Source organism: Companilactobacillus allii (assembly GCF_001971585.1).
Classification (GTDB): domain Bacteria; phylum Bacillota; class Bacilli; order Lactobacillales; family Lactobacillaceae; genus Companilactobacillus; species Companilactobacillus allii.
On the sequence record NZ_CP019323.1, the window covers coordinates 200,641 to 226,189 of the forward strand.

26 protein-coding genes are annotated in these 25,549 nt (G+C 35.5%); 5 read left to right on the top strand and 21 right to left on the bottom strand.

Translation table 11 applies throughout. The annotated features are described in order from the left end of the window. Window positions 1–30 precede the first annotated feature (30 nt). Entirely contained in the window at window positions 31–711 is a 681-nt protein-coding gene (locus BTM29_RS01070) for an MmcQ/YjbR family DNA-binding protein (protein WP_225972216.1), read from the top strand. 77 nt (window positions 712–788) lie between these two features. Further along, window positions 789–1,208, top strand: coding sequence for a large conductance mechanosensitive channel protein MscL (mscL, locus tag BTM29_RS01075; protein WP_076613731.1), 420 nt, complete (start codon window positions 789–791; stop codon window positions 1,206–1,208). 129 nt (window positions 1,209–1,337) lie between these two features. Here the strand turns inward: mscL and BTM29_RS01080 are convergent, their stop codons facing one another. The 13 genes from BTM29_RS01080 to BTM29_RS01135 form a co-directional block, all read right to left on the bottom strand. Then, entirely contained in the window at window positions 1,338–2,369 is a 1,032-nt protein-coding gene (locus BTM29_RS01080; RefSeq protein ID WP_076613732.1) for a hypothetical protein, read from the bottom strand. Window positions 2,370–2,452: 83 nt separating this feature from the next. After that, window positions 2,453–3,868, bottom strand: a complete 1,416-nt coding sequence (locus tag BTM29_RS01085) for a DASS family sodium-coupled anion symporter (protein WP_076613733.1) — start codon at window positions 3,866–3,868, stop codon at window positions 2,453–2,455. Between the two features lie 103 nt (window positions 3,869–3,971). Continuing rightward, window positions 3,972–4,148 carry a hypothetical protein gene (locus tag BTM29_RS12765; RefSeq protein WP_157886429.1) on the bottom strand — a complete coding sequence of 59 codons (177 nt, stop codon included), beginning with the start codon at window positions 4,146–4,148 and terminating at the stop codon, window positions 3,972–3,974. 295 nt (window positions 4,149–4,443) lie between these two features. After that, window positions 4,444–5,424 (bottom strand): ribose-phosphate diphosphokinase, encoded by a 981-nt coding sequence (locus BTM29_RS01090; protein WP_076613734.1) that lies wholly within the window; start codon window positions 5,422–5,424, stop codon window positions 4,444–4,446. A gap of 12 nt (window positions 5,425–5,436) precedes the next feature. After that, complete coding sequence (gene glmU, locus BTM29_RS01095) at window positions 5,437–6,825, bottom strand: bifunctional UDP-N-acetylglucosamine diphosphorylase/glucosamine-1-phosphate N-acetyltransferase GlmU (RefSeq protein WP_076613735.1); 1,389 nt, start codon at window positions 6,823–6,825, stop codon at window positions 5,437–5,439. A 74-nt stretch (window positions 6,826–6,899) separates the two neighbouring features. After that, complete coding sequence (purR, locus tag BTM29_RS01100; RefSeq protein ID WP_076613736.1) at window positions 6,900–7,742, bottom strand: pur operon repressor; 843 nt, start codon at window positions 7,740–7,742, stop codon at window positions 6,900–6,902. Between the two features lie 161 nt (window positions 7,743–7,903). Next, the gene (locus tag BTM29_RS01105; protein WP_076613737.1) at window positions 7,904–8,191 is read right to left on the bottom strand and encodes a Veg family protein; all 288 of its coding nucleotides are present in this window, start codon (window positions 8,189–8,191) and stop codon (window positions 7,904–7,906) included. Between the two features lie 80 nt (window positions 8,192–8,271). Continuing rightward, complete coding sequence (gene rsmA, locus BTM29_RS01110) at window positions 8,272–9,162, bottom strand: 16S rRNA (adenine(1518)-N(6)/adenine(1519)-N(6))-dimethyltransferase RsmA (RefSeq protein ID WP_076613738.1); 891 nt, start codon at window positions 9,160–9,162, stop codon at window positions 8,272–8,274. Next, the gene (rnmV, locus tag BTM29_RS01115) at window positions 9,149–9,718 is read right to left on the bottom strand and encodes a ribonuclease M5 (protein ID WP_083685884.1); all 570 of its coding nucleotides are present in this window, start codon (window positions 9,716–9,718) and stop codon (window positions 9,149–9,151) included. Before rnmV ends, rsmA begins: the two co-directional genes overlap by 14 nt. After that, window positions 9,718–10,482, bottom strand: a complete 765-nt coding sequence (locus tag BTM29_RS01120; protein ID WP_076613740.1) for a TatD family hydrolase — start codon at window positions 10,480–10,482, stop codon at window positions 9,718–9,720. Before BTM29_RS01120 ends, rnmV begins: the two co-directional genes overlap by 1 nt. Beyond that, entirely contained in the window at window positions 10,482–12,500 is a 2,019-nt protein-coding gene (metG, locus tag BTM29_RS01125) for a methionine--tRNA ligase (RefSeq protein ID WP_076613741.1), read from the bottom strand. The genes BTM29_RS01120 and metG overlap by 1 nt, the downstream gene beginning before the upstream one ends. A 45-nt stretch (window positions 12,501–12,545) precedes the next feature. Continuing rightward, window positions 12,546–13,247: an NAD-dependent protein deacylase gene (locus BTM29_RS01130; protein WP_076618569.1), complete on the bottom strand. Its 702-nt coding sequence runs from the start codon at window positions 13,245–13,247 to the stop codon at window positions 12,546–12,548. A 21-nt stretch (window positions 13,248–13,268) separates the two neighbouring features. Continuing rightward, on the bottom strand, window positions 13,269–14,225 hold the full coding sequence (locus tag BTM29_RS01135; RefSeq protein WP_076613742.1) for a hypothetical protein: 957 nt from the start codon (window positions 14,223–14,225) through the stop codon (window positions 13,269–13,271). A 41-nt stretch (window positions 14,226–14,266) separates the two neighbouring features. On the opposite strand from BTM29_RS01135, the gene BTM29_RS01140 reads away from it, so the two are divergent. Then, window positions 14,267–14,773, top strand: coding sequence for a YbhB/YbcL family Raf kinase inhibitor-like protein (locus BTM29_RS01140; RefSeq protein WP_076613743.1), 507 nt, complete (start codon window positions 14,267–14,269; stop codon window positions 14,771–14,773). On the opposite strand, the gene BTM29_RS01145 is transcribed toward BTM29_RS01140, so the two are convergent. From BTM29_RS01145 to BTM29_RS01155, 3 genes are all read right to left on the bottom strand, one after another. Then, window positions 14,770–15,690 carry a Ppx/GppA phosphatase family protein gene (locus BTM29_RS01145; RefSeq protein ID WP_076613744.1) on the bottom strand — a complete coding sequence of 307 codons (921 nt, stop codon included), beginning with the start codon at window positions 15,688–15,690 and terminating at the stop codon, window positions 14,770–14,772. The two genes, BTM29_RS01140 and BTM29_RS01145, sit on opposite strands and share 4 nt — an antisense overlap. A gap of 70 nt (window positions 15,691–15,760) precedes the next feature. Continuing rightward, window positions 15,761–16,534 carry an ABC transporter permease gene (locus BTM29_RS01150; RefSeq protein WP_076613745.1) on the bottom strand — a complete coding sequence of 258 codons (774 nt, stop codon included), beginning with the start codon at window positions 16,532–16,534 and terminating at the stop codon, window positions 15,761–15,763. After that, window positions 16,534–17,175 (bottom strand): ABC transporter ATP-binding protein, encoded by a 642-nt coding sequence (locus tag BTM29_RS01155; RefSeq protein WP_076613746.1) that lies wholly within the window; start codon window positions 17,173–17,175, stop codon window positions 16,534–16,536. The genes BTM29_RS01150 and BTM29_RS01155 overlap by 1 nt, the downstream gene beginning before the upstream one ends. A 204-nt stretch (window positions 17,176–17,379) precedes the next feature. Here BTM29_RS01155 and BTM29_RS01160 point away from each other — a divergent pair, with 204 nt between their 5' ends. Continuing rightward, window positions 17,380–18,519 carry an NADH-dependent flavin oxidoreductase gene (locus BTM29_RS01160; protein ID WP_076613747.1) on the top strand — a complete coding sequence of 380 codons (1,140 nt, stop codon included), beginning with the start codon at window positions 17,380–17,382 and terminating at the stop codon, window positions 18,517–18,519. Between the two features lie 171 nt (window positions 18,520–18,690). Then, window positions 18,691–21,042, top strand: a complete 2,352-nt coding sequence (locus tag BTM29_RS01165; protein ID WP_076613748.1) for an Ig-like domain-containing protein — start codon at window positions 18,691–18,693, stop codon at window positions 21,040–21,042. Window positions 21,043–21,372: 330 nt separating this feature from the next. Here the strand turns inward: BTM29_RS01165 and BTM29_RS01170 are convergent, their stop codons facing one another. The 5 genes from BTM29_RS01170 to trpS all read right to left on the bottom strand — a co-directional run bounded on the left by BTM29_RS01170 (window position 21,373) and on the right by trpS (window position 25,540). Next, entirely contained in the window at window positions 21,373–21,576 is a 204-nt protein-coding gene (locus BTM29_RS01170) for a hypothetical protein (protein WP_076613749.1), read from the bottom strand. A gap of 134 nt (window positions 21,577–21,710) precedes the next feature. Further along, window positions 21,711–22,433: a DUF4811 domain-containing protein gene (locus BTM29_RS01175; RefSeq protein WP_076613750.1), complete on the bottom strand. Its 723-nt coding sequence runs from the start codon at window positions 22,431–22,433 to the stop codon at window positions 21,711–21,713. Continuing rightward, window positions 22,433–23,926 carry an MDR family MFS transporter gene (locus BTM29_RS01180; RefSeq protein WP_076613751.1) on the bottom strand — a complete coding sequence of 498 codons (1,494 nt, stop codon included), beginning with the start codon at window positions 23,924–23,926 and terminating at the stop codon, window positions 22,433–22,435. Before BTM29_RS01180 ends, BTM29_RS01175 begins: the two co-directional genes overlap by 1 nt. 31 nt (window positions 23,927–23,957) lie before the next feature. Continuing rightward, window positions 23,958–24,401 (bottom strand): MarR family winged helix-turn-helix transcriptional regulator, encoded by a 444-nt coding sequence (locus tag BTM29_RS01185; protein ID WP_076613752.1) that lies wholly within the window; start codon window positions 24,399–24,401, stop codon window positions 23,958–23,960. Between the two features lie 113 nt (window positions 24,402–24,514). Next, window positions 24,515–25,540 (bottom strand): tryptophan--tRNA ligase, encoded by a 1,026-nt coding sequence (gene trpS, locus BTM29_RS01190; RefSeq protein WP_076613753.1) that lies wholly within the window; start codon window positions 25,538–25,540, stop codon window positions 24,515–24,517. Window positions 25,541–25,549 lie beyond the last annotated feature (9 nt).

Below are 25,549 nucleotides of genomic sequence, written 5' to 3' on the forward strand. Positions count from 1 at the left end.
ACAGGCTTTTTATTTTAGAGGGGAAATATATTGAATACAACGATCACAGATAATTTATTAAAGAACAAGAAACTCAATTCAAAAAAAGCTATTATTTTTGGTTTTAAAAAAATGAACGATAATCTATTGATCTATCAAACTGATATTTTGAATCAACAGTTTCAACTGATAATAACGCTAAATGCCAATAGTGAATTGACTACAAAATTGATTGAAATAAGTGACGGTAATGAATATCGTTTGCATCTTGACCCTTCTGCCACTGGAAGCTTTGTCAATTCAGTTAGAAATGAATTTTTAGGAGTTATCAATGAAATCGTCGATAATTGCTTTGATACAGATATTTTCAAAAATTCACAGACAAAACAAGTCATCGAATACGTCAATGACACCTATGATACAGAACTAGAATTCTTGTGGGAAAAGTTCCCAAATTACGCAGCTTTGAGGAGACTTGATAACAAAAAGTGGTATGGATTATTGATGATCGTTAACGCTAAGAAAATTGGTCTTGATATTGATGGCGACGTTGAAGTATTAGATTTGAGGATAGACACTGACAAAATGGAACAAACTATTGATAATAAAACATTTTTCCCCGGATACCATATGAATAAGAAACACTGGTATGCTATTTATTTAAATGACGGTATTTCAAACGAAGAGTTATTCCAAAGAATAAATAATAGTTACATTCTTGCAGATAAATAACGGTCAGACACTTACAAATTCATAAAAATATAGTAAAGTAGTCAGTATATTCAAAACTGTAAAGGAGAACTGCATTAATGTTTAAAGAATTTCAAGAGTTTATCTCTCGTGGTAGTGTTGTCGACTTAGCCGTTGGTGTTATCGTTGGTGCTGCCTTTAATAGTTTGGTATCAGCGTTAACTACTTATATTATTAACCCATTACTTGGTGTTTTTATTGGACAAATCAACTTGTCAGAAATGAAGTTTGAATTTTTCGGAGCTAGTTTCTTGATTGGTGATTTCATAAATGCCTTAATCAATTTTCTAATCGTAATGTTTGTAGTCTTTACAATCGTTAAACTAATGAACAATATGAGACGTGATGGATCAAAAAGTAAATTTGACGAAAGCGTTGAAGAACTTGACCCACAATTGGAGTACTTACAACAAATTCGTGATTTACTAAGATATCAACAATTACGTGATCAAGAACAAGATAAAAAAAGAAGAAAATAAAGTATGACAGAGTGTGCCAAAACACGCTCAGTTTTCGTTTATAAACCCAAAAGGGCCGGTATTTACGCAAGTAAATATCGGTCCTTTTAGGTTTATATTGAGAAAATTGTGTTTTGGCACACGTTTTCACTATTTAAGAGGTGTAACAACTTTCAAATCCAAAGCTTGTAGGAATCCACTATCGCCATCAACGACCATTGGAATCACATTAACACTAGGTGCGGCACTAGTTACATAGCTTTCATCCAGTGGCATCATACCATCAATACTGATATCAAGTGTCTTAGGGATTCCTTCAATATGAATCTTATTATCAATCTCTGGTACTTTGGCGACGTCATCACAAATCTTATGAACATAAATCAGACTTGCCTTTTCTTCACCATTGACCATACCTGTCATAGTAAATCTGTGTCCGCTAATTGTACCTTTTTTGACAGTTCCAAAAATCGGATGTAAATCCACTGGAGCTTTGAAGCATTCATGTTCGATCTTCATATCATCAAACTTAAACCCTAATCTCTCACCTAATTCATAAACTCCAGATACATAATACGAAGCAATACCCATCTTTAATTTATCTTGTGGGAATTTATCAGGATCCATTCCATAGCCGAATACCTTTACCCAGCTAGAGAAGTTGTGTTGATCATCTTCACCAGATTGAACAACTATTTTATCCACTCTTCCCATTAATCCAGCCAATACAGTTGGAATATATGATGCATAAGCCCCTGGCAAAAGTCCAGTTGGTAGATACGAGACATTATTTTCTTTTGCGGCATCATTGATCATTTTATAAAGATCTGGTGTAGTGACTTGTGAATAATAAATCGGCAAAGTAGTTACAACGTTCTTCTTTGCTCTTAATATCTTACAAATTGCCTCTGCACTAGGTGTAAATCCACCCTTTTCATCACGAACAAGTGGTGTGTAATCAAGAACAATATCAGCATCAAGTTTCAAAGCATCGTCGATATTATTAATTACAACAATACCAGTCTTAGGAAATCCAAATATCTCACCGGAATCTTTGCCGATTTTCTTTGGGTCTACATCAACGGCACCAACCAACTCCAATGATTCTTTATCTTGAATCATTCTAATTGCTGCACGTCCAACATTTCCAAGGCCCCAAACTATTACCTTATACTTCTTCATCTAAATCACCCCATTACTTGTATTTTTCATGCTCATCATATCACAAGGCTTACAGGGTTCATATACCATTTAGACTAAAACTATCAAAACATTCCTAATATCTTCCACCAACCTAGACCAATTATCATAAATATCAAGAATTCTGTCATTGAAACAATGAATCCAACACGCCACCACTCTTTTTGCGATACATAACCAGTTGCAAAATAAATCGAGGCTGTACCAGTTCCATAGTGTGTCGTACTTGGGGAAATACAAGTTAACATGGCAAACATCATGATTACCATCGTTGCATTAGCTCCTAAACTTACTAATACAGTCGCAAACGGAATATATAATGCCTGCATATGTACCAAAACACTGGTAAAGAAATAATGAATATAGAGATAAACCAGTGCCAAAACAATGAATGCAGACATCAAACTCAATCCACTAACGCTGTCTGACATAATATTCTTGAACCATTTTATTACACCAGTCTGTGCCAAGTATGGCGTGATTGCCATCAATGGTGGTAACCAAATGAAAATGTTCCAGACTTTCTTCTCAGACAAGATATCATCTAATCCAATAACTCCAGCAACGACTAAAATGGCTAATCCTAATAAAGCGATACTTGTATTATCCAAATTAGTAAATTGTGTAGTTGACCAAAGAACGATCATTAATACAAATACAAGAATCATAATGACTTCCTTAGTTGAAACTTTTCCCATTTCGTTCAATTTCTCTTTAGCAAAGTTCTGTGCATTAGGAATTTTTTTCAACTCAGGCTTATGAATAAAGTAAATAACTAATGGAACTATCAATAGCGCTAGAAGGCTAGGAACGGATGTATATTTTAACCAATCAAACCAAGATATTGATACATGGAAAACACTCTTTCCCATACTTAATGCCAACGGATTGGTCGCCATCGCGGTTAGAAATAATGATCCAGCAATTAAATTCTGATGAAAACTAGTCAACAGTAAAAACGAACCTATTTTGTTTTGTGTGCCATCATCTGGTTCAGATCCTAAAGACTTGGATAAAGAAATCGTAATTGGATATAAAACACCAGCACCTCTGGCGTTTGTATTCGGTACAAATGGAGCCATAATAACATCACAAATTGTCAGAACATAAGATAATGCAAGTGAACTATGTCCGAATCTATAAATCAGATAATAAGCAATCCTAAATCCTAACTTGGTGGTTCTAAATCCAATAGCCACAAAAAACGCAAACATAATAAGCCATACAGCACTATTTCCAAATCCTGCATAGATCATTTCTGCTGGCATAGCCTGTGAGATGGTTAAGAAGGCCATCATGATTATTGACAATACCGCCAATGGTGCCAAATTCAATAAACAACCCAGAATAAATCCGATAAAAATAGCAAACGTATGCCACCCAGCTGCCTTCACACCGACAGGAATTGGTAAAAACCAAATAATTAACACAACAAGAATAACTGCAATCGAATAAAATATCTTTTTATTACGATTTTTCATATTTCCCCCCTTGGAACAATTTATTCAATTGTAACAAAGGCAGAATAATATTTTTAAACTATTTTAATATATTTTATTATCAATTAAATATTAACAAAATATATCATCTACCACTGATCATAATGAAGCTAATCAAAATGATTGCGGTAATTCCTAGTGCAATTCCAATTGACATTAAATCTGACTTATATCGTTTAACATTTCGAATGTAACGTTCATTTCTTAAACAAAATATCAAAATAACCACAATGAATATAAACGACCAAAATAAAGGCAACATAGTAACACCTCAAAATAGTATTTTGTTTACACAAATTACTATCTTGCGACACTTTAGTCAATTAATCTACTTGAAATATACACTTTGTAAAACGTGTGCCAAAACGCAATTTTCTCCTGTATAAATCTAAGAAATAAGGAATTGGTGATATACTTTTTTTCTACTCAGTTTTGTAGCTCAAACGTGTGCCAAAACGCAATTTTCTCCGTATAAGCAAAAAGAAGCCAATATTTACATGCGTAAATATCGACTTCTTTTTGCTTATACACGAAAACTGAACGCGTTTTGGCACACTCTATTTTTTATTTGCTTTAAATCTATTATCAAACAATGGACTTACTGGTTCATTGTCGTGAATACGACGAATTGCATCACCGATAAGTGGTCCAACAGAAACTTGAACCATACGATCGATAATTTTTTCTTTAGGAAGATTGATAGAATCTGTAACAATCAACTTTTTAATTGGTGAGGCTTCAATTCTTTCAATAGCTGGACCTGAAAGGATTGGATGTGTACAACAAGCATAGACCTCGGTAGCACCTGCATCAATTAATGCTTGTGATGCTAATGAAATTGTACCTGCAGTATCAATCATATCATCAATAATAATTGCACGTTTGCCTTTTACATTACCAATAATATTCATAACTTCAGCGACATTGGCACGAGGTCTACGCTTATCGATAATAGCGATTGGTGTCTTCAAAAATTCAGCTAACTTTCTAGCACGAGTAACACCACCGTGATCAGGTGAAACAACAACGGCATCTTCTTCTAGATGATTTGTTAAGAAATAATCTGCCAAAAGTGGAGCACCCATTAGATGGTCAACTGGAATATCAAAGAATCCTTGAATCTGTGCAGCATGCAAATCAAGTGCTAGAACACGGTTAACACCGGCACGTTCTAACATATTTGCAACTAGTTTAGCAGTGATAGGTTCACGAGAACGTGACTTTCTATCTTGTCTTGCATATCCATAATAAGGAATAACAACATTGATCAAGTGAGCTGAAGCACGTTTAAGTGCGTCAACCATGATCAAAAGTTCCATTAAGTTATCATTAACTGGAGCTGAGGTTGATTGAATCAAGAATACTTCTGCACCACGAATACTTTCCTCAATATTAATTTGAATCTCACCATCGCTAAAACGTGTAACTGATGATTTTCCTAGCGGAATTCCAACTTCTTTGGCAATTTTTTCTGCCAAAGGCTTATTAGAATTCAACGCAAAAATTTTCATTGGTCGTTCGTTACTTTGATATGACATTAATATCCACCTTTATTCCCAATCTTCACTTTTTGATAATGGTAATCTATCCCAAAAATCTTCTTTATTTGTTTGTCTTTGTCTAGCAATTGCCATGGCATGCTTTGGTATATCGTTGGTTATTGTTGAACCAGCGGCAATAAACGAATGATCAGACATCTCAACTGGAGCGACAATATTAGAATTGCTTCCAATAAATGAATGATCTCCGATATTACTATGCCATTTCTTGACACCATCGTAATTAACAAACACAACACCACAACCAACATTGATGTCCGTACCAAGAGTAGCATCACCAACATATGTTAAATGACCAACTTTTGTACGATCACCAATCTTGGCATTTTTAATCTCACAGAAGTTACCAACATGGACTTCTTTGCCAATTTCAGCTTTAGGACGCAAATGTGAATTTGGACCAATATCACTACCCTCATGCATAATCGCACTTTCGATAGTTGAACTGATAATCTTTACGTTATCTTCAATAACGGCTTTTTCTAGTCTTGAACCAGAACCGATCAAGCAATTAGAGCCAATTACTGTTTTACCAAAAATTTTAACATTGGGTTCAATAACAGTGTCACTGCCAATTTTAACATCAGCATCGATATAGGTATTATTTGGGTCGATTATAGTTACACCTTCACGCATATGAAATTCATTGATACGAGTTTGCATCAATTTTTCAGCATGTGATAAGGCGACACGATCATTAACACCCATTGATTCACTCAAGTCAGCCATTTGATAGGCTGATACTTTTTTATTTTGTTTCTTAAACATACCAATTAGATCTGGTAAGTAGTATTCACCTTGAGCGTTATCGTTTTTTACATTGTGTAAATTATCAAACAATAACTTATTGTCAAAACAAAGAACACCAGTATTGATTTCTTGAATCTTCAGTTCCTCGTCAGTGGCATCTTTTTGTTCAACAATCTTAGAAACACTGCCATCGACTCCACGAACCATGCGACCATATCCAAACGGATTATCAGCATGAGCGGTTAAAATCGTAACAGCAGCTTGTTGCTTTTCATGGTAATTAAACAATTTCTCAAAAGTTTCAGCGGTAAATAGCGGTGTATCACCATTAACAATCAATGTTGTACCCTCTTTATCAGCCAAAACATCTTCAGTTTGTAAAACAGCATGAGCAGTACCCAGTTGTTCTTCTTGCAAAGCGTACTTAGTACGGTCTCCTAATAGATCACGGACCTTTTCAGCACCACTACCAATAACTGTTTCGACAATTGCAGGCTTCATTTTTTCAACCTGTGTCAAAACATGATCGACCATAGCTTTACCAGCTACTGGGTGCAATACTTTGTACAATTTAGATTTCATTCTTGTTCCCTTACCGGCAGCAAGGATTATTACATAACGATTCGACATTGGAAACTCCCTTTCAGTCACTCAAATATCCTTATATATAATAGCATTATTAGTGCCATCTACTCAATTATGTTTTATTCAAAATAACTAAAATCAGTTTTTGCTAGATAATCTCCTGGTTCCATCTTTAAAATACGGTTAACTGTATCAATTTGGTTAACTTTGAATAGTGATGTTACTTTGGTATCTCTAAACTCAGATCTAACATTGATATTCTCAGCGAAGACAGTTGCCCCAGCAAAGATAGCATTGAATTCTGAAATAAGGCTACGCATACCATTAATAGTACCGCCACCTTTCATAAAGTCATCAACCACTAGAACACGAGATCCTTCTGGAAGACTACGCTTTGATAATTCCATCTTTTCAATTCGATCAGATGATCCGGACGCATAGTTGACACTTATTGTTGAACCTTCAGTTATTTTTGAATCTCTTCTGACCATTACAAAAGGAATATTCAAAAAATTGGCAACACTTTGGGCAATGGGGATTCCCTTAGTGGCCACTGTCATAACAACATCAATAGAACTTTGAGAATATTGTGTAGCAATCATTCTTCCTATTGTTCTTAGTACTTCTGGATCCGCAAGTAAATCAGTCAAATATAAATATCCACCTGGCAAAATACGGTCAGGTTCTTCTAGACGTTTAGTTGTAGTTGTAATAAAGTCTGTAGCTTCTTCCTTTGAGATTCCTGGTGTAAAAATAACTCCACCACCGGCACCTGGCAAAGTTTCCAAGGCACCAATGCCACGAATCATAAAAGTTCTTCTAAGAATTCCCAAGTCTTCTGAGATCGATGACTTGGCAGATTCATATCTTTTAGCAAAAAATGCCAAAGAAATTAGTGTATGTGGTCTTTCTAATAAGTAACGAGTTTCATCAATTAAACGTTCGCTTCTTCGTGTTTTCATATATATCTCTCCTAAAAAACGTATATCACTTCAGATTATAAAGCAAATAGCACAACAATCAATTCATTTTCCGCTAATAAGTTAAGATTTTCAAGTCTTTTCGACATTTTTTGATAAATAAAAAGAGGATTGCTTCTCTCGCAATCCTCTTTTTGTATATATTATTCAGCGTCGGCTACTTCTGTATCGGCACTTGAATCTTCATTTGCTGCTTCACTATCGAAAGTGATATCAATAGATTTTGTTAATAAATCAGCATAACTGTATGAAACTCTTTCAAAGGAGTTTTCATCTTGATCTAAATCAACAACAAAAACTGAATGGAATGTTTCTGCTAAGGTTCCACGACGGCGGATAACCTTTTTACGACCTGCTTGTGCTACAACCGTTAGGTTTTCACCTAAATGAGAGTCTAAACGACTCTTAATTGATTTCAATGACGTTGGCATTTTATTAAATCACTCCTTAGGAGTGCAATACTACCATGATTTCCTGAAAATTGCAAGAATATTATCATTTTTTAAACTAATTATTTTTTAATTCTTTGTTGTAAATCAGTCGCTAATTTCTTGTATTGTTCAATAGAAACCTGTTCGCCACGGGCATTTTCAGCTATTTCGCAATCTTTGAAAACTTCTTTGATAATTTCACGATTTTCATCGGTTCTTCCTAGCCAATTCAAGAAATTATTCATTAAACTCTTTCTTTTTTGGGCAAAGGAGGAACGAATTAACTTATTAAAGAATTCAGGATCTTCAATATCTATCTTTTCTTTAGGAAGTCTCTCCAAAACAGCAACTGCTGAATCTACCTTCGGTCTTGGTATGAATGATTCTTTACCAACTATACAAGCTATTTTAGCGTCCATTTGTGTCTGAACTGCAATTGTTAGTGAGCCATATTCACGATGCCCCGGATTAGCAGTGATTCTTTCGGCTACTTCTTTTTGCATCATTAATACCAATGCTTGGAATGGATAATCACTATTTATCAAACTCAACATGATAGGCGTAGTGATGTAATACGGAAGATTGGCAACGACCTTGATAGTCTTACCTTCTAAATGATGTTCCTTAACAAAATCATCAAGATTAACTTTTAGAATATCCTCGTTGAATACCTCGATATTATCGTAATAACTTAAAGTATCTTCCAAAACTGGAATAAGAGATTGATCGATCTCAAATGCATAAACCTTCTCGGCAACTTCAGCAAGCTTCTCTGTCAGTGCACCAATACCGGGTCCAATCTCGATTGCAATCTCATCAGATTTCAACTTACTAGCATCTACGATCTCATTCAAAACTTTTTCACTAGTTAAGAAGTTTTGTCCCAAACTTTTTTTGGCACGCAATTTATATTTACGAAGAATATCATTAGTACGAATCGGATCAGAAATGCTTAATCTATTTAGTGTCATGGGTACTTCCTTTATCAAATTTTTCAACTGCAGCAAGTAACTTTTGTGGTGACACTTGTTGCATATTTAAACGATTCAAAAACTGCTTGGCGTTAGTATAACCAAGTTTCAAATCATCACCAACAAATTCTCGACGTTTTTGGGAACTAACATCCCCAATCAACCCAAGATCAATCATATCGTTAGTACTATAATCATCAGTCAAATCAGACATAGTATAAATTGAAGCTAGAGCTTTTTTTATATCTTCATCTTTGGCATGCTCAATTCCCAAACTACCATCACTTTTTTTAGGAACGGCTTTATTTCTAGGTAAAAATGCTTGTTTAGCATCTGGTACTACTTTAGAAATTATCGTTCGTAATCTATTACCGTTGAAATCAGGATCGGTGAAGATAATTACTCCACGCTTTTGTTGTGCGGCCTTAATTCGTTCAATAGTTTCGTCACTCAACGCTGAACCACGAGTCTCTATTGTATCAACCTCACCCAAACAATCCTTCAATCGATTGGTATCAGATTTTCCTTCTACTACAATTATTTCTTTTATTTTCATTATTTAATATTATAAACACGATATGAATTCTCAAACGTATGTTGAGCAACTATATCTGGGTCTATATCCTTATATTTTGCAATTGCATCAAGTACGAAGCGAGTATAACCAGGTTCATTTTGGTGACCACGATATGGTTCTGGAGCTAAATACGGTGCATCTGTTTCTACTAGCAATCTATCTAATGGCGTATTCTTGGCGGATTCATGGACCTCTTTAGCATTCTTAAAAGTAACAACTCCACTGTATGAAATCATCAATCCTAAATCCAAAAACTTATTCAGCCATTCCAAATTACCGTTAAAACTATGCATGATAATCCCAGATTTGGACATATCATGATTCTTCAAGATCTCGTACATATCTTCAAATGCGTCTCTACAATGAATTGAAACCGGCATATTGTACTGTTGTGCCACGTCTAGTTGCTTAATCAAAGTAGCCTTTTGAATACTTGATTCAGGGTTTTCGCTCCAATGATAATCCAATCCGATTTCACCGATCGCGACAACCTCAGGAAGCTTGATCTGATTAACCAATTGTTCCTCGTTATATTCACTGGCAAACTCTGGATGCCAGCCAATCACAGCATGTAGCGGTTTATAATTTTGAGCCAAGCGAATGGCCTCAATATTGTAATCCTCATTTTGACCAATAATAGCCATTTCATCAACATCAAACTCGGCAGCACGATCAATATATTCTTGAGTCTTACCAGCAAATGCTGGATCATTTAAATGCGTATGAGTATCAAAAATTTTCATTAGCCTAAAATTGCCCCATTTTTATGTGAATTATCAACCAGAACCAATTTAACATCATCCCCGGCTTCTGTTGAAAGTAACATTCCGTTACTCCACTCACCACGGATCTTTCTTGGCTTCAAATTGATAACGGCAACGACTTTTTTGCCAATCAGTTCTTTAAAGTTAGGGTAGAATTCATACATACTTGACAAGATTTGACGATCGATTCCTGTACCATCATCCAAAGTGAATTGTAACAACTTATCAGCATTGGCAGCACGTTTTACGTCAAGGATCTCTGTAACGACCATTTTCACTTTAGAAAAGTCATCAAAACTGATTTCTTTAGGATATTCGTCTTCAGACTCACTTTGTGCCTTGGCCTTAGCTTGAGCTGACTTGCTCAACTTGCCACTACCATTTTTAGCCTTTTCTTCAGCCATCTTGTTTTTGATATATTCGACTTCTTCTTTAGCATCTAGTCTTGGGAAAATAGGTGTTGGATCACTTGTAACTGTCTTACCTACAACTGTATCGCCAAACTTCAAGCTCTTATCGTTGTCATAATCCAATCCCAATTGTGCAAACATCTTGATTGGTGATTGTGTCATAACTGGACTAATTAGTAAGGCAATCAATCTTAATCCTTCGGCCAAATGTCCAAGAACAGAATCTAATTCTTCCTTCTTGTCAGCATCTTTAGCAAGGACCCAAGGTTTAGTTTCATCAATATACTTGTTAGCACGACTGATAAATGCCCAAACACTAGCTAGTGCATCTGGGAACTCGAACTTATCCATATGTTTACGATAATCTGTCAAAGTTGTTTCATAAGCACCCTCCAGTGCTGTATCAAACTCTGTTACTGCCTTAACTGAAACCACTTTACCATCATCATATTTATTTATCATTGAAATGGTTCTGTTTAGAAGATTTCCAAGATCGTTAGCAAGATCGTAATTGATCTTATCAATATAATCTTCTGGAGTGAACATTCCATCATTACCAAATGGCATTGCACGCATCAAGTAATAACGTAATGAATCTAGTCCATAACGATTAACAAGCATCTCAGGATAAACAACATTACCCTTAGATTTTGACATCTTACCATCTTTCATCAATAACCAACCGTGACCAAACACTTGCTTAGGCAAATCAATTCCTAGCGCCATCAAGATAATAGGCCAGTAGATAGTATGGAATCTAACGATTTCTTTACCAACGAATTGAACATTAGCTGGCCAATACTTCTTGAATAATGAGTCATCATCACTCATGTAGCCAAGAGCTGTAATATAGTTCAATAAAGCATCAACCCAAACATAAACAACATGCTTAGGGTCACTTGGGACTGGAACTCCCCATGTAAAGCTAGTTCTAGATACAGCTAAGTCTTCCAAACCGGGTTTGATGAAGTTATTGACCATTTCATTCTTACGAATCTCTGGTTCAATAAATGTTGGATTATCTTCATAATACTTCAACAAACGATCAGCATACTTGCCCATCTTAAAGAAGTATGAAGGCTCTTTAACTAAGGTAACTTCATGACCAGATGGAGCAAGTCCACCACTTACCTTTCCATCTTTATCACGATAAACCTCGGCAAGTTGTGATTCGGTGAAGTACTCTTCATCATCAACTGAATACCAACCAGTATATTCACCTAAATAAATATCGCCTTGAGCAATCAACTTCTCAACGATCTTTTGGACAGCAGCAACATGATAGTCATCAGTTGTACGAATGAACTTATCATTAGAAATTTCTAGTAACTTCCACAATTTTTTAATATCTGAAGCCATCATATCGACGTATTCTTGAGGCTTCATATGCTTAGCTTCAGCCTTTTGTTCGATCTTCAAACCATGCTCATCTGTACCTGTCAAAAAGAAGACATCGAATCCTTCATTACGCTTATAGCGTGCAAGTGTGTCAGCAGCAATAGTTGTATATGAGTTACCAATAGTAAGTTTTCCCGATGGATAATAAATCGGTGTAGTTATGTAAAAAGTCTTTTTGTCTTGAGTCATTTATATATTTAAGCCTCCGTGAATAATTGTTTTAAGTATATCATTTTATAATTGAGAAAAAACATTAACAGCGTCATCGGAAATAGCAAGTCCTGAAGAATCAATATCAATATCTTCCTTATTGATAACTACCAACTTGGCATCAGACGATGCATAGTTCAATAGTCCTGCAAAAGGATAGACCTTAAAGCTTGTTCCCACTACAACAAGAAGATCGGCTTTTTTTACATATTCAACCGCTTTTTCCACATTCTTAGGATTGATATTCTCCCCATATAAGACAGTAGTACCGGGACGAATGATTCCGTTGTCTTCATGATGAATATAATCTTTCATGTAGTATTTGTAATCAAATTGTTTGCCACAAGTTAAGCAATGAATGTCATCATACAAATTGCCATGAAATTCCACAACGTTCTTAGCACCAGCCTTAGTATGCAATTTATCGACATTTTGTGTAACAATAGCTCCTTTATCATTACTTATCTCAGCCATTTTCTTATGAATAATATTGGGCAAAGCATCTGGAAAATACATATTGTGAACTGTAAAGTCATGGAAAATCTCTGGATTCTTCAATAGATTCTCATGACTCAACATATATTCTGGTGGAAAATCATATTTTTCACGTTTGTATAAACCATTCTTAGAACGATAATCAGGAATACCTGATGGTGTAGATACTCCAGCACCGGTCAAAAATGTAACAAACTTAGCCGCTTTAAGCAGATCCTTAAACTCTGAAATTTCGTCTGACATAATTCTCTCCTATCTCAATTGATATTTGATTCCATTTTTAGCAAACGTTTCCTTTAGTGTTCTCTGGTAATATGCTTTATAAAATTCTGGATTGACCTTAGTTGAATCAAAATTCAATGTTGCAACACTTTGACCATCATTAATAGCAATCAAAGCAAACGCATCATCTCCAGTTGATCGATTCTTAAATGCCGAATGCTTAATATTATAAGTTTGATTCAAATTCAAACGTAATTGACGCTCAGAAACAATCGGTGTCACATTTAAGAATTCATGATAATGCATACTTTCGTATCCTCTGGAAATGATCAAGTCATTGTATTCTTCTAAGACGTTGATAAGAGCACGTCTGAATTGGAATGGCTTAGTTAAATCATTATCCTCAACTTGCTTAACAAGCTTAGAAGCGACTTTAAAGGAAACAGGAAAGTTCAATTTCCAATCACTATCTTCACTATGTTGTCCAAATATTATCGCGTCGAAAATGATCAATGAACGATAGAATCGCATGTTGTCTGGGTCCAATTGAACGTTTGGATTCAGAGCATGATCGATACCCTTCAAATATTCTTTTTTGATCTCATCTGTATAGCTGCCATCATCAATTTGCTTTTGAACAACTAAGGAATGCTCCAAACTTTCAAATAATGAATTAGCCGTTGAAATGATTCTACCGTCAACATCCCTATCACCACTAGTTACGGCACAAGATATCAATGGTTCACCTGAATTCTCCAATTCAACATGATACAATTCGTGCAATAGAACAAACTCTGAGTATTTTTCATTAGTAATAGTTACTGTAATTTTATTATGTTTAGTTTCATGGCTTGCTTGATCAAGTGTCAAAAACTGGTGATCACTAAAATCACTATATATTTCAACCTTATTATCAGTAAGTTGTTCAATCTTTGATATCTGATTTACAATATTATCAGATAGGTTATTTATATCTATTCTTTCCACTTTTATTACCTCACTACAAATATTTTTAGGAGATGGGTTATATGAAAATAACTGTACCTTTAATAAATGGACTTCTGCCCGATAAATATGGGAAATTTGCTCCTGCAGATGATATTAAAAATGGGGAACCAGTCGTTAGTTTCCCATTTAAGTTATCAGACATTCCAGAAAGTACCAAATCCCTTGCTCTAACATTTACCGATCCAGATTCCATCCCTGTCTGTGGATTTGAATGGATTCATTGGACAATGGCGAATATTTCACCAGACCAATTGAACATCCCAGAAAACTTCAGCCAAACCACACATTCTGCTATTCAAGGTAAAAATAGTTCTGCCAGTCCATTATTGGGTAAACCAAAAAGCCCCTTCACTACTGGGTATAATGGACCGAAACCACCAGATACCACACATAATTACGTACTAAAAGTATACGCTCTTGACACGGTTCTTGATATTGCAGACGACTTTTGGATGAATGAATTGCTCCACAAAATGGAGAATCATATTGTTGATTCAACAAACCTAACATTACCAAGCCGTGCTTAATCTTTTGCTTGATTCATTTTATGGAAGTAATTAAATACATAACCTTCTCTAACACCGAAATTCGAAAAGCGGATTTCGTTAGAGGGGGTTTTTTTAATTATCTCTGAAATAATCAAAATTCCACCAAGTATGACTTCAAATCTTCCATCACTTAATTCCTTGATCTTACTACGCTCTTCATTAGACGAGTGGAGTAAGCGATTAAACAACGTATCGATTTGTTCACTAGTAACGATTGAGTTATGTAAGGTTTTCTTCTTCTTACCTTCTCGATTTAAAATACTAGTAACTGCACGAAGAGTTCCACCTAAGCCAACAAATGTTGCTTCAGAACTCATCCAATTCAGATTATCTAATCGTGCGTTAATAGCCTTTTTTGCATTAGCCAACTCGCTAGACTTTATCGGATCACTCTTCAAATAAAGGTCCGAAATTGAAATTGCTCCAATTGGAATACTCAGACCATGTTTCAAGCGTCCTTTTTTAGCTAAGCTTATCTCACTGCTACCTCCACCGACATCAACAATTAAGGCATCCTTAATCCTCATTGTATTGTGAACAGCGACATAATCATAATATGCCTCTTCTTGCTCATCAATAATGTGCAGTTGTAATCCAGTCTCTTTAAGTACCGCAAATATCAATTGTTCCTGATTTTTTGCAAGACGAACTGCCGCTGTGGCGATCAAACTTATACTATCTACTTCGTATCTTTGAATTCTATCTTGAAATTTCTTCAAAACATCAATTGTCTCTTCAATTTGTTCATTCGTTAATAATCGACTTTGTGCAATCGATTTGCCTAACCGAACTGGTTCACGCCATCGATCCAAGGTTTTAAAACGATTCCGCTTTGAAGATCTATACACTGATGTTCTGATGGAGTTAGATCCTATTTCTATCACTGCTAACTTCACATTGCATCACTTCCCATTGTTTTAATTATATAAAAAAAAAGACCTACATAGTAGGTCTATCTTCACAAAGTTATGAAATTAAGTCAGATTTTAATTGTTTTTGTTCATTATAGAACTGTTTATAGGCTAAATAACACGAAATAAAGGATCCAATACTAGTTGATGCCAGTAACATAAAAGTTACCATGATTTGATACTTGATTGCTTTAACCGGGTCAACTCCAGCAATTATTAATCCAGACATCATCCCTGGCAATGCAACTAGGCCTAGTGTCTTAATGGAATCAATCGTTGGCTGCATGCCACTTTTGATACTCTCTCGAATAATATCTTCAGAAGCCAATTTAATATCTGCACCAAGTGCCAATTTCTCTAGGATCTGTTGATGACGATCAGTGAAACTTTGTTTCATATTTCGATAACATAAACCGATCGCCACCATAATATTACTAGCAATCATACCCGTAAATGGAACGATCTGTTCAGGTATGAATTTGATCGATCCTGTTAAAACTAAAGTTCCTAGGGTAATTACTGTTCCAATCGATATAGCCAATAACGAAAATGAGAATGCCTTAGGGATTCCCTTACCTCTCTTACCAGCATTCCACGAAGCATTTATAACGATAATGACAAAGAATGCACTAGTCAGCCAAAAATCATTGGCCTTAATGACAAACTTCAATACATATCCAACAATCGTCAGTTGAACAATTGCTCGGACGACACCGATAATAATATCCTTATCGATCTGTAGTTTCTGCCAGTAACCAATGACAAGTGCAATTATTACCAGAACAAATCCCAGTATCAATGTTGAATTAGAAACCGTTAAATTAGACATTAAATCACCTCACCATTTTTGATAGTAATCTTATCGGTTGATTGTTCAATCTCAGAATCATCATGTGTGACACGAAGAATCGTCAGTCCATCATCTTGATTGAATTTGTTCAAAATACTATGAATGATTTCTTTATTATCTGAATCAAGGCCAGTTGTAACCTCATCTGTAATCAACACTTCTGGTTTGAAGATCAAATTCCTCAGCAAAGCGATTCTTTGCTTTTCACCACCGGAGACATCATTGACACTTTTATCAATATAACTTTCATCCAAATTGACATACTTCAAGAGCTTTACTACTTGTGCTTCATCAAACTCTTCACCACGAACTTCATATGGGAACTCCAAGTTTTCTCTGATTGTTTTGCCAAAAAGTGTAGGTTGCTGAAAGGCATATGACACCCTTTGACGGTACTTGGTTGGTTCATACGAACTAATATGCTTACCATTGAATAAAGCCTCTCCGGAACTAGCACTAATCATTGAAGCCAAAATTCTCATCAATGTGCTTTTACCTGATCCAGATGGACCAACAAACGTTACATACTTACCTCTTTTGATATTCAAACTTATATTCTTTAGAATCCTTTTTTCTCCTACCTGATAAGAAAGATCCTTTACTTCAAAGATATTGTCCACTTATTTCACCCCGTATTTAATTATTAGTAAACCAAAATTTTCAATCAAATCCATTTTTCACAGAGTATACCAAGTATTACCATTTTAGGACAGTCCTTGAAATGTGTATTTCAAAAATTTTAAAAAAATTTGAATTTAGCCCTTGCTACAAAGTATGGTTTACGGTTTAAGGTAAGTACACGAATTAAGAAAGAAGATATATAAATGACAAACAATAAATATGAAAAAACTCTCGCACCTTTTACTTTTAAAAATGGACTTACACTTAAAAATCACATGGTAATGTCACCTATGACCACTTGGTCTGGAAATGACGATGGTACAGTTTCTGATCAAGAAGTTGAATATTATCGTCGTCGTGTTAACGGATTAGGTATGGTAATCACAGGATCGACACCTGTTGCCGCTAATGCAATTGGCTTCAGTGACGAGTTTGCTGGATATGATGACAAGTTTATTCCGAGTCTTACACGTCTTGCAGATGTTGCCAAAAGTGGTGGTGCCAAAGCAATTCTACAAATTCTACATGCTGGTAACAAAGCTAACACTGATCTAGTAGACCCAAAAGATATCGTGAGTTCCAGTACTGTTACAACAAAAGAAAGTACCTTCGTCAAAGCCTTGAGTCCAAGGGCTTTAACTGAAGAAGAAATCTTGGATATCATCAAAGATTTTGGTGAAACAACTAGAAGAGCAATTGCCGCTGGATTTGATGGCGTTGAATTACATGGTGCATTTGGTTTCTTATTCCAGAATTTTCTATCACCATACTATAATAAACGACTTGATAAATGGGGTGGTTCACTTGAAAATCGCATGCGCTTTCCGTTAGCTGTAGTTGACGAAATCAACTCAGTCATCAAACGCTTTGCAAAACGTCCCTTTATCGTAGGCTATCGTATTTCACTTGAAGAACATCTTGATGGTGGTTTGCGATTACATGATTCTTTGGCCTTGATCGATGAGTTAATCAATAGAGGTATTGATTATGTTCACGTGGCATTAAACAATGTGTTAACTTCTAAGCCAATCGGTAGTTCAACTAATGATCCTACTTATCTTGAAACATTAGTTAAGTATGTTGATCACCGTGTTACATTGATTTCTGCTGGATCATTAAACACTCCAGATCAAGCAGAAGAGGCTTTAAATGAAGGATTAGATCTTGCCGCAATTGCGCATGGACTAGTTGTCAATCCTGATTGGGCTGAAAAGGTTAAGACAGGAGACACTGAAGATATCGAACAACAGTTACATATTTCTCAATTAGACAATATGAAATTGCCAGATAAGTTATGGCAAGTATTGCAAAATTCAGGTGACTGGTTTGATATTGTCAAATAAAAAAATTAATCAAAAAGAGGTCAGGATTGTTTTTCAATTCTGACCTCTTTTTGATTAATTAATACCAAATTTATTTACCAATATTGAACAATAACATATCGTGAAATTTCGTATACTTATATTGAATATAATTATTACTGTTTACCATTTATTTAAGGGGAAATAAATATAATGAGAATACATATAAAATTTAGAGTTTTTTATTTAATATTCTTCTTTTTCATTAGTTTGATTTTTTGTGCGACCAAAACTGTGAATGCGGCTGACATTGACGACGGCATCACAAACTGGAAAGTTTCATCATACAATGAAGTTCAATCACTCCCAATCGGTGGCAATCTCTCGTTAGGCTATGCCTTTGGTCTAGCTGCTGATAAGAACTACCAAGTAGCTGATCATCTGGATTCAACTATGACAACAGACTCTGTTGCCATAAGTACCGACAATGCTTATTATTCAAAAATAAACACCTTTTTAAATAATAATGGTAAGTACATTTCTGCAATATTCCAATCTGGTATTACTGGAACTGGGGGCTTACCACAACAATCAGTCTCGCTTTCTTCTCCTGACTTTATGATCGTTCCAAATAATAATTCAAGTACTGCTACCGGGAAAGATTATTCTTTATTAACAAATGCACTAAAGAACAAACAGTACTATATAGGAACAGACGATAACGGTAATAAAGCCTTCAAAATAGTTGGTGACTTCCAAAGAAATGATTCTTTTGGAAATTTCAATTTGAAAGCTGAGATACTTCTTAGAGCATCTCAAAGTAATTCTGCAGTTGTCTATAGAGAACTATACTTACAAAACAATACTACCTCCACTCAATCCTTCGGTGTTTTATATGGTGAGGATACCTACCTAAACGACTCTGATATTGTTGCTATTCAAGATCTTGGCGATCAAAGTGGCTTCTTTATCCAAAATGGTAATTACAAGCTAATGGTAAGTAAAAATGTTCCTGACGGCCCTTCAAACTACATCGGTCAAGAAAACAATACCGGTTTGAATTGGTTAGCTGGATTCATCCCTGCGAACTTCTCAGGTACTGGTGCTGAGGCTAAGTCATTTAATTATGGTGACAATATCATGAATAAAAGAGGAGATTCTACATATACACTGAAGTGGCCATATACAACACTTGCCCCCTCTCAAACTGCACACTATGCATCTACCATCGGTGTCACAGAGGCACCTTACTCACTGCCAGTCGCGGGGAAAACTTATACCAATGAAACTAGTAGCGACAAGTTGAACCGCGTTGGTGACAAGTTAAAATTCAACTTAAAAATTGGTAACTATGGATTCAACAGTAAATGGTCATACGATGATCTGGTAGATAAAATACCCGACGGACTTCAAATTGATACAAGTACAATCAAAATGACTACGGCAAGTGGCACACAGAACATTTCCTCTGACGTCTATGATTCATCAAGTAAAACTTTGACCTTTTATCCAAGTGTTCTATTAACGGATGGACAAAGTGCAACGATTTCCTTTGAGGCAACAATCACCGAAAGCGCAAGTAATCAAACACTAAGCAATACTGCTAATTTCACCGGACACGACGCTATTAACACTTCAGATGGTAGTAAAACCTACAATGCCTCAGTAGATATTCCGGTCGAAAAATCATCATTTGAATATACCTTTACTAACTTAGTAAAAAACGAAACTAAAGGTGACAGTGATTTTTCCGAAAAAACCGATGCAGTTGCTGGTGATATAGTCGACTATCAAATAAAATTCGGTACAAACTCGGATAGTAAAGATTATTTCACTGGTGGACAATTAAAAACTTCTATCCCTGATGGTATGACCTTTGTAAGTGGACAAATTATAGGTTCTGATGGCTGGACTGGTTCCGCATCACCTGATAGTAATGGTAACTTTTCATTAGGTATTGGTAATGTTGGTAATGGAACATTTGCGACGTTGAACTTTAAAGCCAAAGTATCACAGGCTTCAGCCGGTGTCATTACTAGTACAGCAAATATGTCCGGTACCACAAGTACTGGAATTTCCACAGGTGACATGGTATCTAATGTCGCTCAAGTAGATATAAGTGATGTAGTCGGTTTTACCGAAACACCACGCTTAATAGACTTTGGTACAACCAACTTTGCTGGTAAAGAAAAGTCACTTACTAACGTTGCCACAACTGGACAATTAATAGTTAACCATCCTACTGAAGACAATTATTACGTTCAAGTTGGCTTTACAAATGCCAATACTGAACAGATGGTTAATAGCAATGGCGATGCTCTTTCACCTTCGGCTGATGGATTAATGTTTTTGAAGCAGCGTGTAGATTCTGATACAGACACCGGTACTTGGACACCGATTCCGTCGAATCCTTCGAGCATTCCAATTAAGTCTGGGACCTTTAATGGTAGTCAGAATCTAACTAATTACATTGGTGTTGGTGCTTGGAAGCTTTATCTTGGATCTAATACTAAATCTGGTAATTATTCTGGGACACTTACTTGGTCCTTGACTGATGCACCTTAGGATTTTTTTACTTATTGGTTTGGGTTCAAGTTATTTAGGTTCAAGACAGTTAAGTTCAAATTCGGTTATCTCTTATATTATTTTCCCCTTGTTTGCTTCGCAAACGCGTAACAATACACAATTTCTTCCGCTTAACGCTAAAAATGGCGGTCAACACTTTCTTTTGGTTCTAAACTACTTAGTTTATGTGTTATATATTGTATTTTTATTGTTTGCTTCGCAAACGCGTAACAATACACAATTTCTTCCGCTTAACGCTAAAAATGGCGGTCAACACTTTCGTGTTGGCCGTCATTTTTTGTGTTAATGCTCGGAAATTACCGTGTATTGTTACGCTCTTGATATTTCATGTATAGCATTGTTAGCAACGTTAACATCAGTATCAACTTGTGTACCGACTTTTTCTGGTTCTGGAATACTAGTATCTGTATCGATACTTGGAACTGTTGCGGCTGAAACTGTTGTTACTAGGCCTACTGACAGGACTGCTAGTAATGCTCCGCAATATAAGAATAACTTGGTATTATTTTTCATAATAATTATCTCCTTAATTCTCTCCATTGATCGACAAATACTTCCCATTCCCATTTCCAACCCCAGTTATACATCCTCAGAAAATTTTAGTCGACAAAAAAAGCCGGATTTCTCCGACTTGTCTACTTAACTAATTATTTTGTAAGTTCTTTTACTACTTTTGCCATAGCTTGTGCTTTGAACTCTTTTTGTGCTTGTTTCATAACTTGCTTTTGTTGTGAAGCACTCATTGTTGGATTCTGTGTCATTGCTGTTGTAAGTGCAGCTTTAACATAGGCTTCTCCTTGAGTCTTCATTTGGGCTTGAACTTTTTTACTCTTCATTTCTTTGCTCAACTTAGCAGCTTGGGTTGTACTCAATACTAACCAATCATCCCCGATATGGAATGTGTTAGTTTGTTTGACAAACTCTTTGTCATTACCTGAAATACCGAATAAGAATGAATAGAATCCGTTCTTATATTCCCAACGAGTCGTCTTTTGAGCCAAGGTATTTGAAGATGCACCTTTTTTGACTTTGTTAGTTACATTAAGTTTTGCCTTAGTGTGATCAGGATTCTTGGCTTTGGCAGTTTCTGGTCGACGATAAATATATACATCTTCCTTACCACTAGTTCCCAATTCTTTATAAAGCAATATGTTATTGCCCTTTTGAACTGTTTGAATCTGTTCTGTCTTCTCAGAAGTTACCTTATGCATACCGAAGTGATTGTATTCATTAGAGATCAGCATAACTAATCCACATAGGAAAACTACTATACTTACGGCCATTAATGAATAGCCGACTTTTTTGTTTTGAATAAATACAGCAAAGTAAAATGCTAGAACTACAGACAATAATATTAAAACAATAATCATTATTTATCACCAGCCATTTCTACTTTATTGAGATCAACGTCTTTAGACTTGTGACTATCTCTAATCATAAAACTAATTACTAAAGCAACCACACAGAATAGAATTGCTATACCAAAGGCAGCGTGATATCCACTTAAAGTGGCGTTGAAAAAGTCATTTTCATATTTCAAAGGTGTCTTTGTCAAAATTGACTTACCAGGCTTCAAGTTATTAGTTACGTTAGTCAAGACACTGACCAAGATAGCTGTACCCATTGAACTGAATACCTGACGAACTGTATTGTTAACTGCGGTACCATGACTCATCAAGTGAAGTGGTAATGAATTCATACCATCTGTTGTAACAGGCATTAGAACCATTGAAATACCAAACATACGAATCATATACAAGATAATAATGTCTAATACTGGTGTAGTCTTAGTCAAGAATAAGAATGGAATTGTACCAGCTGTTAGAAGAAACATTCCCATTCTAGCAAGATCCTTAGCACCGAATCTATCAAATGCACGACCAGTGATCGGACTCATGATACCAATTAAGATAGCACCTGGTAAAAGTGTTAATCCAGAATGGAAAGCACTCATACCCTTAACAATTTGGAGATACAATGGCAAGATCATTTCAACACCGACCATGGCCATGTTAGTTACTGATGATAATGCTGCCGCAACAGCGAATCTCTTTTGTTTGAAAACACGTAATTCTAGGAATGGTGTATCCATCTTCAATTGACGATAACCAAATAAGATGACGATAATAATTCCACCGATAATAGTACCTAGAACAATTGGTGAACCCCATCCTTTATCACCAACAGATGAGAATCCATAAAGAACTGAACCAAATCCAAAGGTTGATAATAGTAATGATAAAACATCAAGCTTAGTTCTCTTTGTTTCAATAACTGGTCTCATGAAGGCAAATGCCAGAATAATTACGATTATAACAATAGGAATAATCATTCCGAACAAATCACGCCATGTGAAGTTATCAATGATCCAACCAGACAATGTAGGTCCAATAGCTGGAGCAAGTCCGATAACAATACCACTTAGACCCATGGCAGTACCTCTTTTAGCGGGTGGGAATATTGATAACATAATAACTTGTAATAATGGCATTGTAATACCAACACCAACAGCTTGAACTAAACGTCCAGCCAAGATAGTTTGGAAGTTAGGTGCTGTAAAACACATAATTGTTCCAACTAAGAATGTAGACATCGCAACAATATACAAGATTTTGTTACTAAAGTTGTTACTTAACCAAGCAGTAACAGGAATCATAATACCGTTAACCATCAAAAATCCAGTAGTTAACCATTGAACAGCAGATGTTGTAACATTAAATTCTTTCATTAAAGTGGGGAATGCGGTAGTCAAAATAGTACCATTCAAAACAGTACAAAATGTTCCGACAAGCAAAACCAAAACTAACAAGTTACGGTTGTAAGCTTTACCATTCACATCCACTTGTGCACTACTATTTGCCATAATAGTAAGTTCCTTCTTTCATCTTATATATCTATTTATTACTATCGGGAATTTTAACTTTATCGAGATTGGTATAAACTTTTGCTAAAATAACGTCCAATTGCTCTAATTCATCCTCCGTGATGCCTGAGTAAATTGTCTCGTTTGAATCTTTAAAAGCTGCCATGAGTTTATTTCCAAACTCTTTTCCCGTTTCAGTAATTTGGACAATTTTCCTACGTCGGTTACTCTTATCAACTTTTCGAGTGACCAGATCTTGGTTTTCTAGTTTCTTTAATGATCGAGCAATAATTGCCCCATCGAATAAAGTAACCTCACCAATTTTTTCTTGGTTATATTCAGGATGCTTAATACTAAGCATTAATATTATGCAATCAGCCAAATTCAAGTTTCTTCCTTTAAGAAAGACAGATAAAATCCGCTTGCGTTGCATCATAAATCTCACTGCAAAGCCTATCAAATCGTAGTCGTCCATTGTTCTCCTCATAAAATCAAAAATAAATTTCTAAATAGCAACAAAAAATATGTTATACCCAACTGTTGATAAAATCAACAGTTAGATACAACATATTTAAAAGTAAGCGTATCCTATTTTAAATTATCGAAATAATTGACACCAATGGCGCTTCTAACCTCTGATAGAGTCTGGTTTGCGACTTCATTTGCACGATCACTACCATCCTTTAATATCTGGTAGACACTTGGTATATCTTTCTCATATTCAGCACGACGTTCACGCATTGGTTTAAGTACTTCTTGTAAAACATCATTTAAGTAACGTTTTACTTTGACATCCCCTAAGCCTCCTGCTTGATATTGTTCCTTCAATTGTTCTACCATTTTCTTATCTTCAGCGAAAGCATCAAGATAAGTGAAGACAGTGTTACCTTCAATTTTACCTGGATCTTCAACATGTATATGATCAGGATCTGTGTACATTGACATAACCTTTTTAGTAACAACATCCTCTGGATCAGATAGATAGATACAATTACCTAAAGACTTACTCATCTTGGCATTGCCATCAATTCCGGGAAGTCTACCTTGTCCCTTAGGTGGGAATATACCCTTTGGTTCAACTAATGTATTAGTATTATATGTATTATTAAATGTACGAACGATTTCACGTGTTTGTTCAAGCATTGGTTCTTGATCATCACCAACTGGGACAGTATCTGCTTTGAATGCTGTTATATCTGCAGCCTGACTAACTGGATATGTTAAAAATCCAGCGGGTATACTTTGGCCGAATCCTTTTTGTTTTATTTCTGATTTAACTGTTGGGTTTCTTTCTAGTCTGGAAACATTGACCAAATCAAGATAATACATTGTTAATTCATTCAAGGCTGGGATCTGTGATTGAATCAAAATGTTTGATTTGGCTGGATCAATTCCAACTGATAAGTAATCCAATGCTACTTGAATCAAACTGTTGCGGATCTTTTCAGGATTCCTAGCGTTATCTGTTAATGCCTGCATATCTGCAATCATGATAAATAACTTATACTTACCTTCGTTTTGTAACTTTACACGATTATGTAATGAACCTAGGTAATGTCCAATATGAAGTTTCCCAGTTGGACGATCACCTGATAAAATTGTATTTGTTGTCATAATATTTCC

What these genes read in the sequence shown, in the direction of transcription:
- mscL (WP_076613731.1), top strand. Translation starts at nt 789, where the DNA reads ATGTTTAAAGAATTTCAAGAGTTTATCTCTCGTGGTAGTGTTGTCGAC.
- BTM29_RS01080 (WP_076613732.1), bottom strand. Translation starts at nt 2,369, where the DNA reads ATGAAGAAGTATAAGGTAATAGTTTGGGGCCTTGGAAATGTTGGACGT.
- BTM29_RS01085 (WP_076613733.1), bottom strand. Translation starts at nt 3,868, where the DNA reads ATGAAAAATCGTAATAAAAAGATATTTTATTCGATTGCAGTTATTCTT.
- BTM29_RS12765 (WP_157886429.1), bottom strand. Translation starts at nt 4,148, where the DNA reads ATGTTGCCTTTATTTTGGTCGTTTATATTCATTGTGGTTATTTTGATA.
- BTM29_RS01090 (WP_076613734.1), bottom strand. Translation starts at nt 5,424, where the DNA reads ATGTCATATCAAAGTAACGAACGACCAATGAAAATTTTTGCGTTGAAT.
- glmU (WP_076613735.1), bottom strand. Translation starts at nt 6,825, where the DNA reads ATGTCGAATCGTTATGTAATAATCCTTGCTGCCGGTAAGGGAACAAGA.
- purR (WP_076613736.1), bottom strand. Translation starts at nt 7,742, where the DNA reads ATGAAAACACGAAGAAGCGAACGTTTAATTGATGAAACTCGTTACTTA.
- BTM29_RS01105 (WP_076613737.1), bottom strand. Translation starts at nt 8,191, where the DNA reads ATGCCAACGTCATTGAAATCAATTAAGAGTCGTTTAGACTCTCATTTA.
- rsmA (WP_076613738.1), bottom strand. Translation starts at nt 9,162, where the DNA reads ATGACACTAAATAGATTAAGCATTTCTGATCCGATTCGTACTAATGAT.
- rnmV (WP_083685884.1), bottom strand. Translation starts at nt 9,718, where the DNA reads ATGAAAATAAAAGAAATAATTGTAGTAGAAGGAAAATCTGATACCAAT.
- BTM29_RS01120 (WP_076613740.1), bottom strand. Translation starts at nt 10,482, where the DNA reads ATGAAAATTTTTGATACTCATACGCATTTAAATGATCCAGCATTTGCT.
- metG (WP_076613741.1), bottom strand. Translation starts at nt 12,500, where the DNA reads ATGACTCAAGACAAAAAGACTTTTTACATAACTACACCGATTTATTAT.
- BTM29_RS01140 (WP_076613743.1), top strand. Translation starts at nt 14,267, where the DNA reads ATGAAAATAACTGTACCTTTAATAAATGGACTTCTGCCCGATAAATAT.
- BTM29_RS01150 (WP_076613745.1), bottom strand. Translation starts at nt 16,534, where the DNA reads ATGTCTAATTTAACGGTTTCTAATTCAACATTGATACTGGGATTTGTT.
- BTM29_RS01160 (WP_076613747.1), top strand. Translation starts at nt 17,380, where the DNA reads ATGACAAACAATAAATATGAAAAAACTCTCGCACCTTTTACTTTTAAA.
- BTM29_RS01165 (WP_076613748.1), top strand. Translation starts at nt 18,691, where the DNA reads ATGAGAATACATATAAAATTTAGAGTTTTTTATTTAATATTCTTCTTT.
- BTM29_RS01170 (WP_076613749.1), bottom strand. Translation starts at nt 21,576, where the DNA reads ATGAAAAATAATACCAAGTTATTCTTATATTGCGGAGCATTACTAGCA.
- BTM29_RS01175 (WP_076613750.1), bottom strand. Translation starts at nt 22,433, where the DNA reads ATGATTATTGTTTTAATATTATTGTCTGTAGTTCTAGCATTTTACTTT.
- BTM29_RS01180 (WP_076613751.1), bottom strand. Translation starts at nt 23,926, where the DNA reads ATGGCAAATAGTAGTGCACAAGTGGATGTGAATGGTAAAGCTTACAAC.
- BTM29_RS01185 (WP_076613752.1), bottom strand. Translation starts at nt 24,401, where the DNA reads ATGGACGACTACGATTTGATAGGCTTTGCAGTGAGATTTATGATGCAA.
- trpS (WP_076613753.1), bottom strand. Translation starts at nt 25,540, where the DNA reads ATGACAACAAATACAATTTTATCAGGTGATCGTCCAACTGGGAAACTT.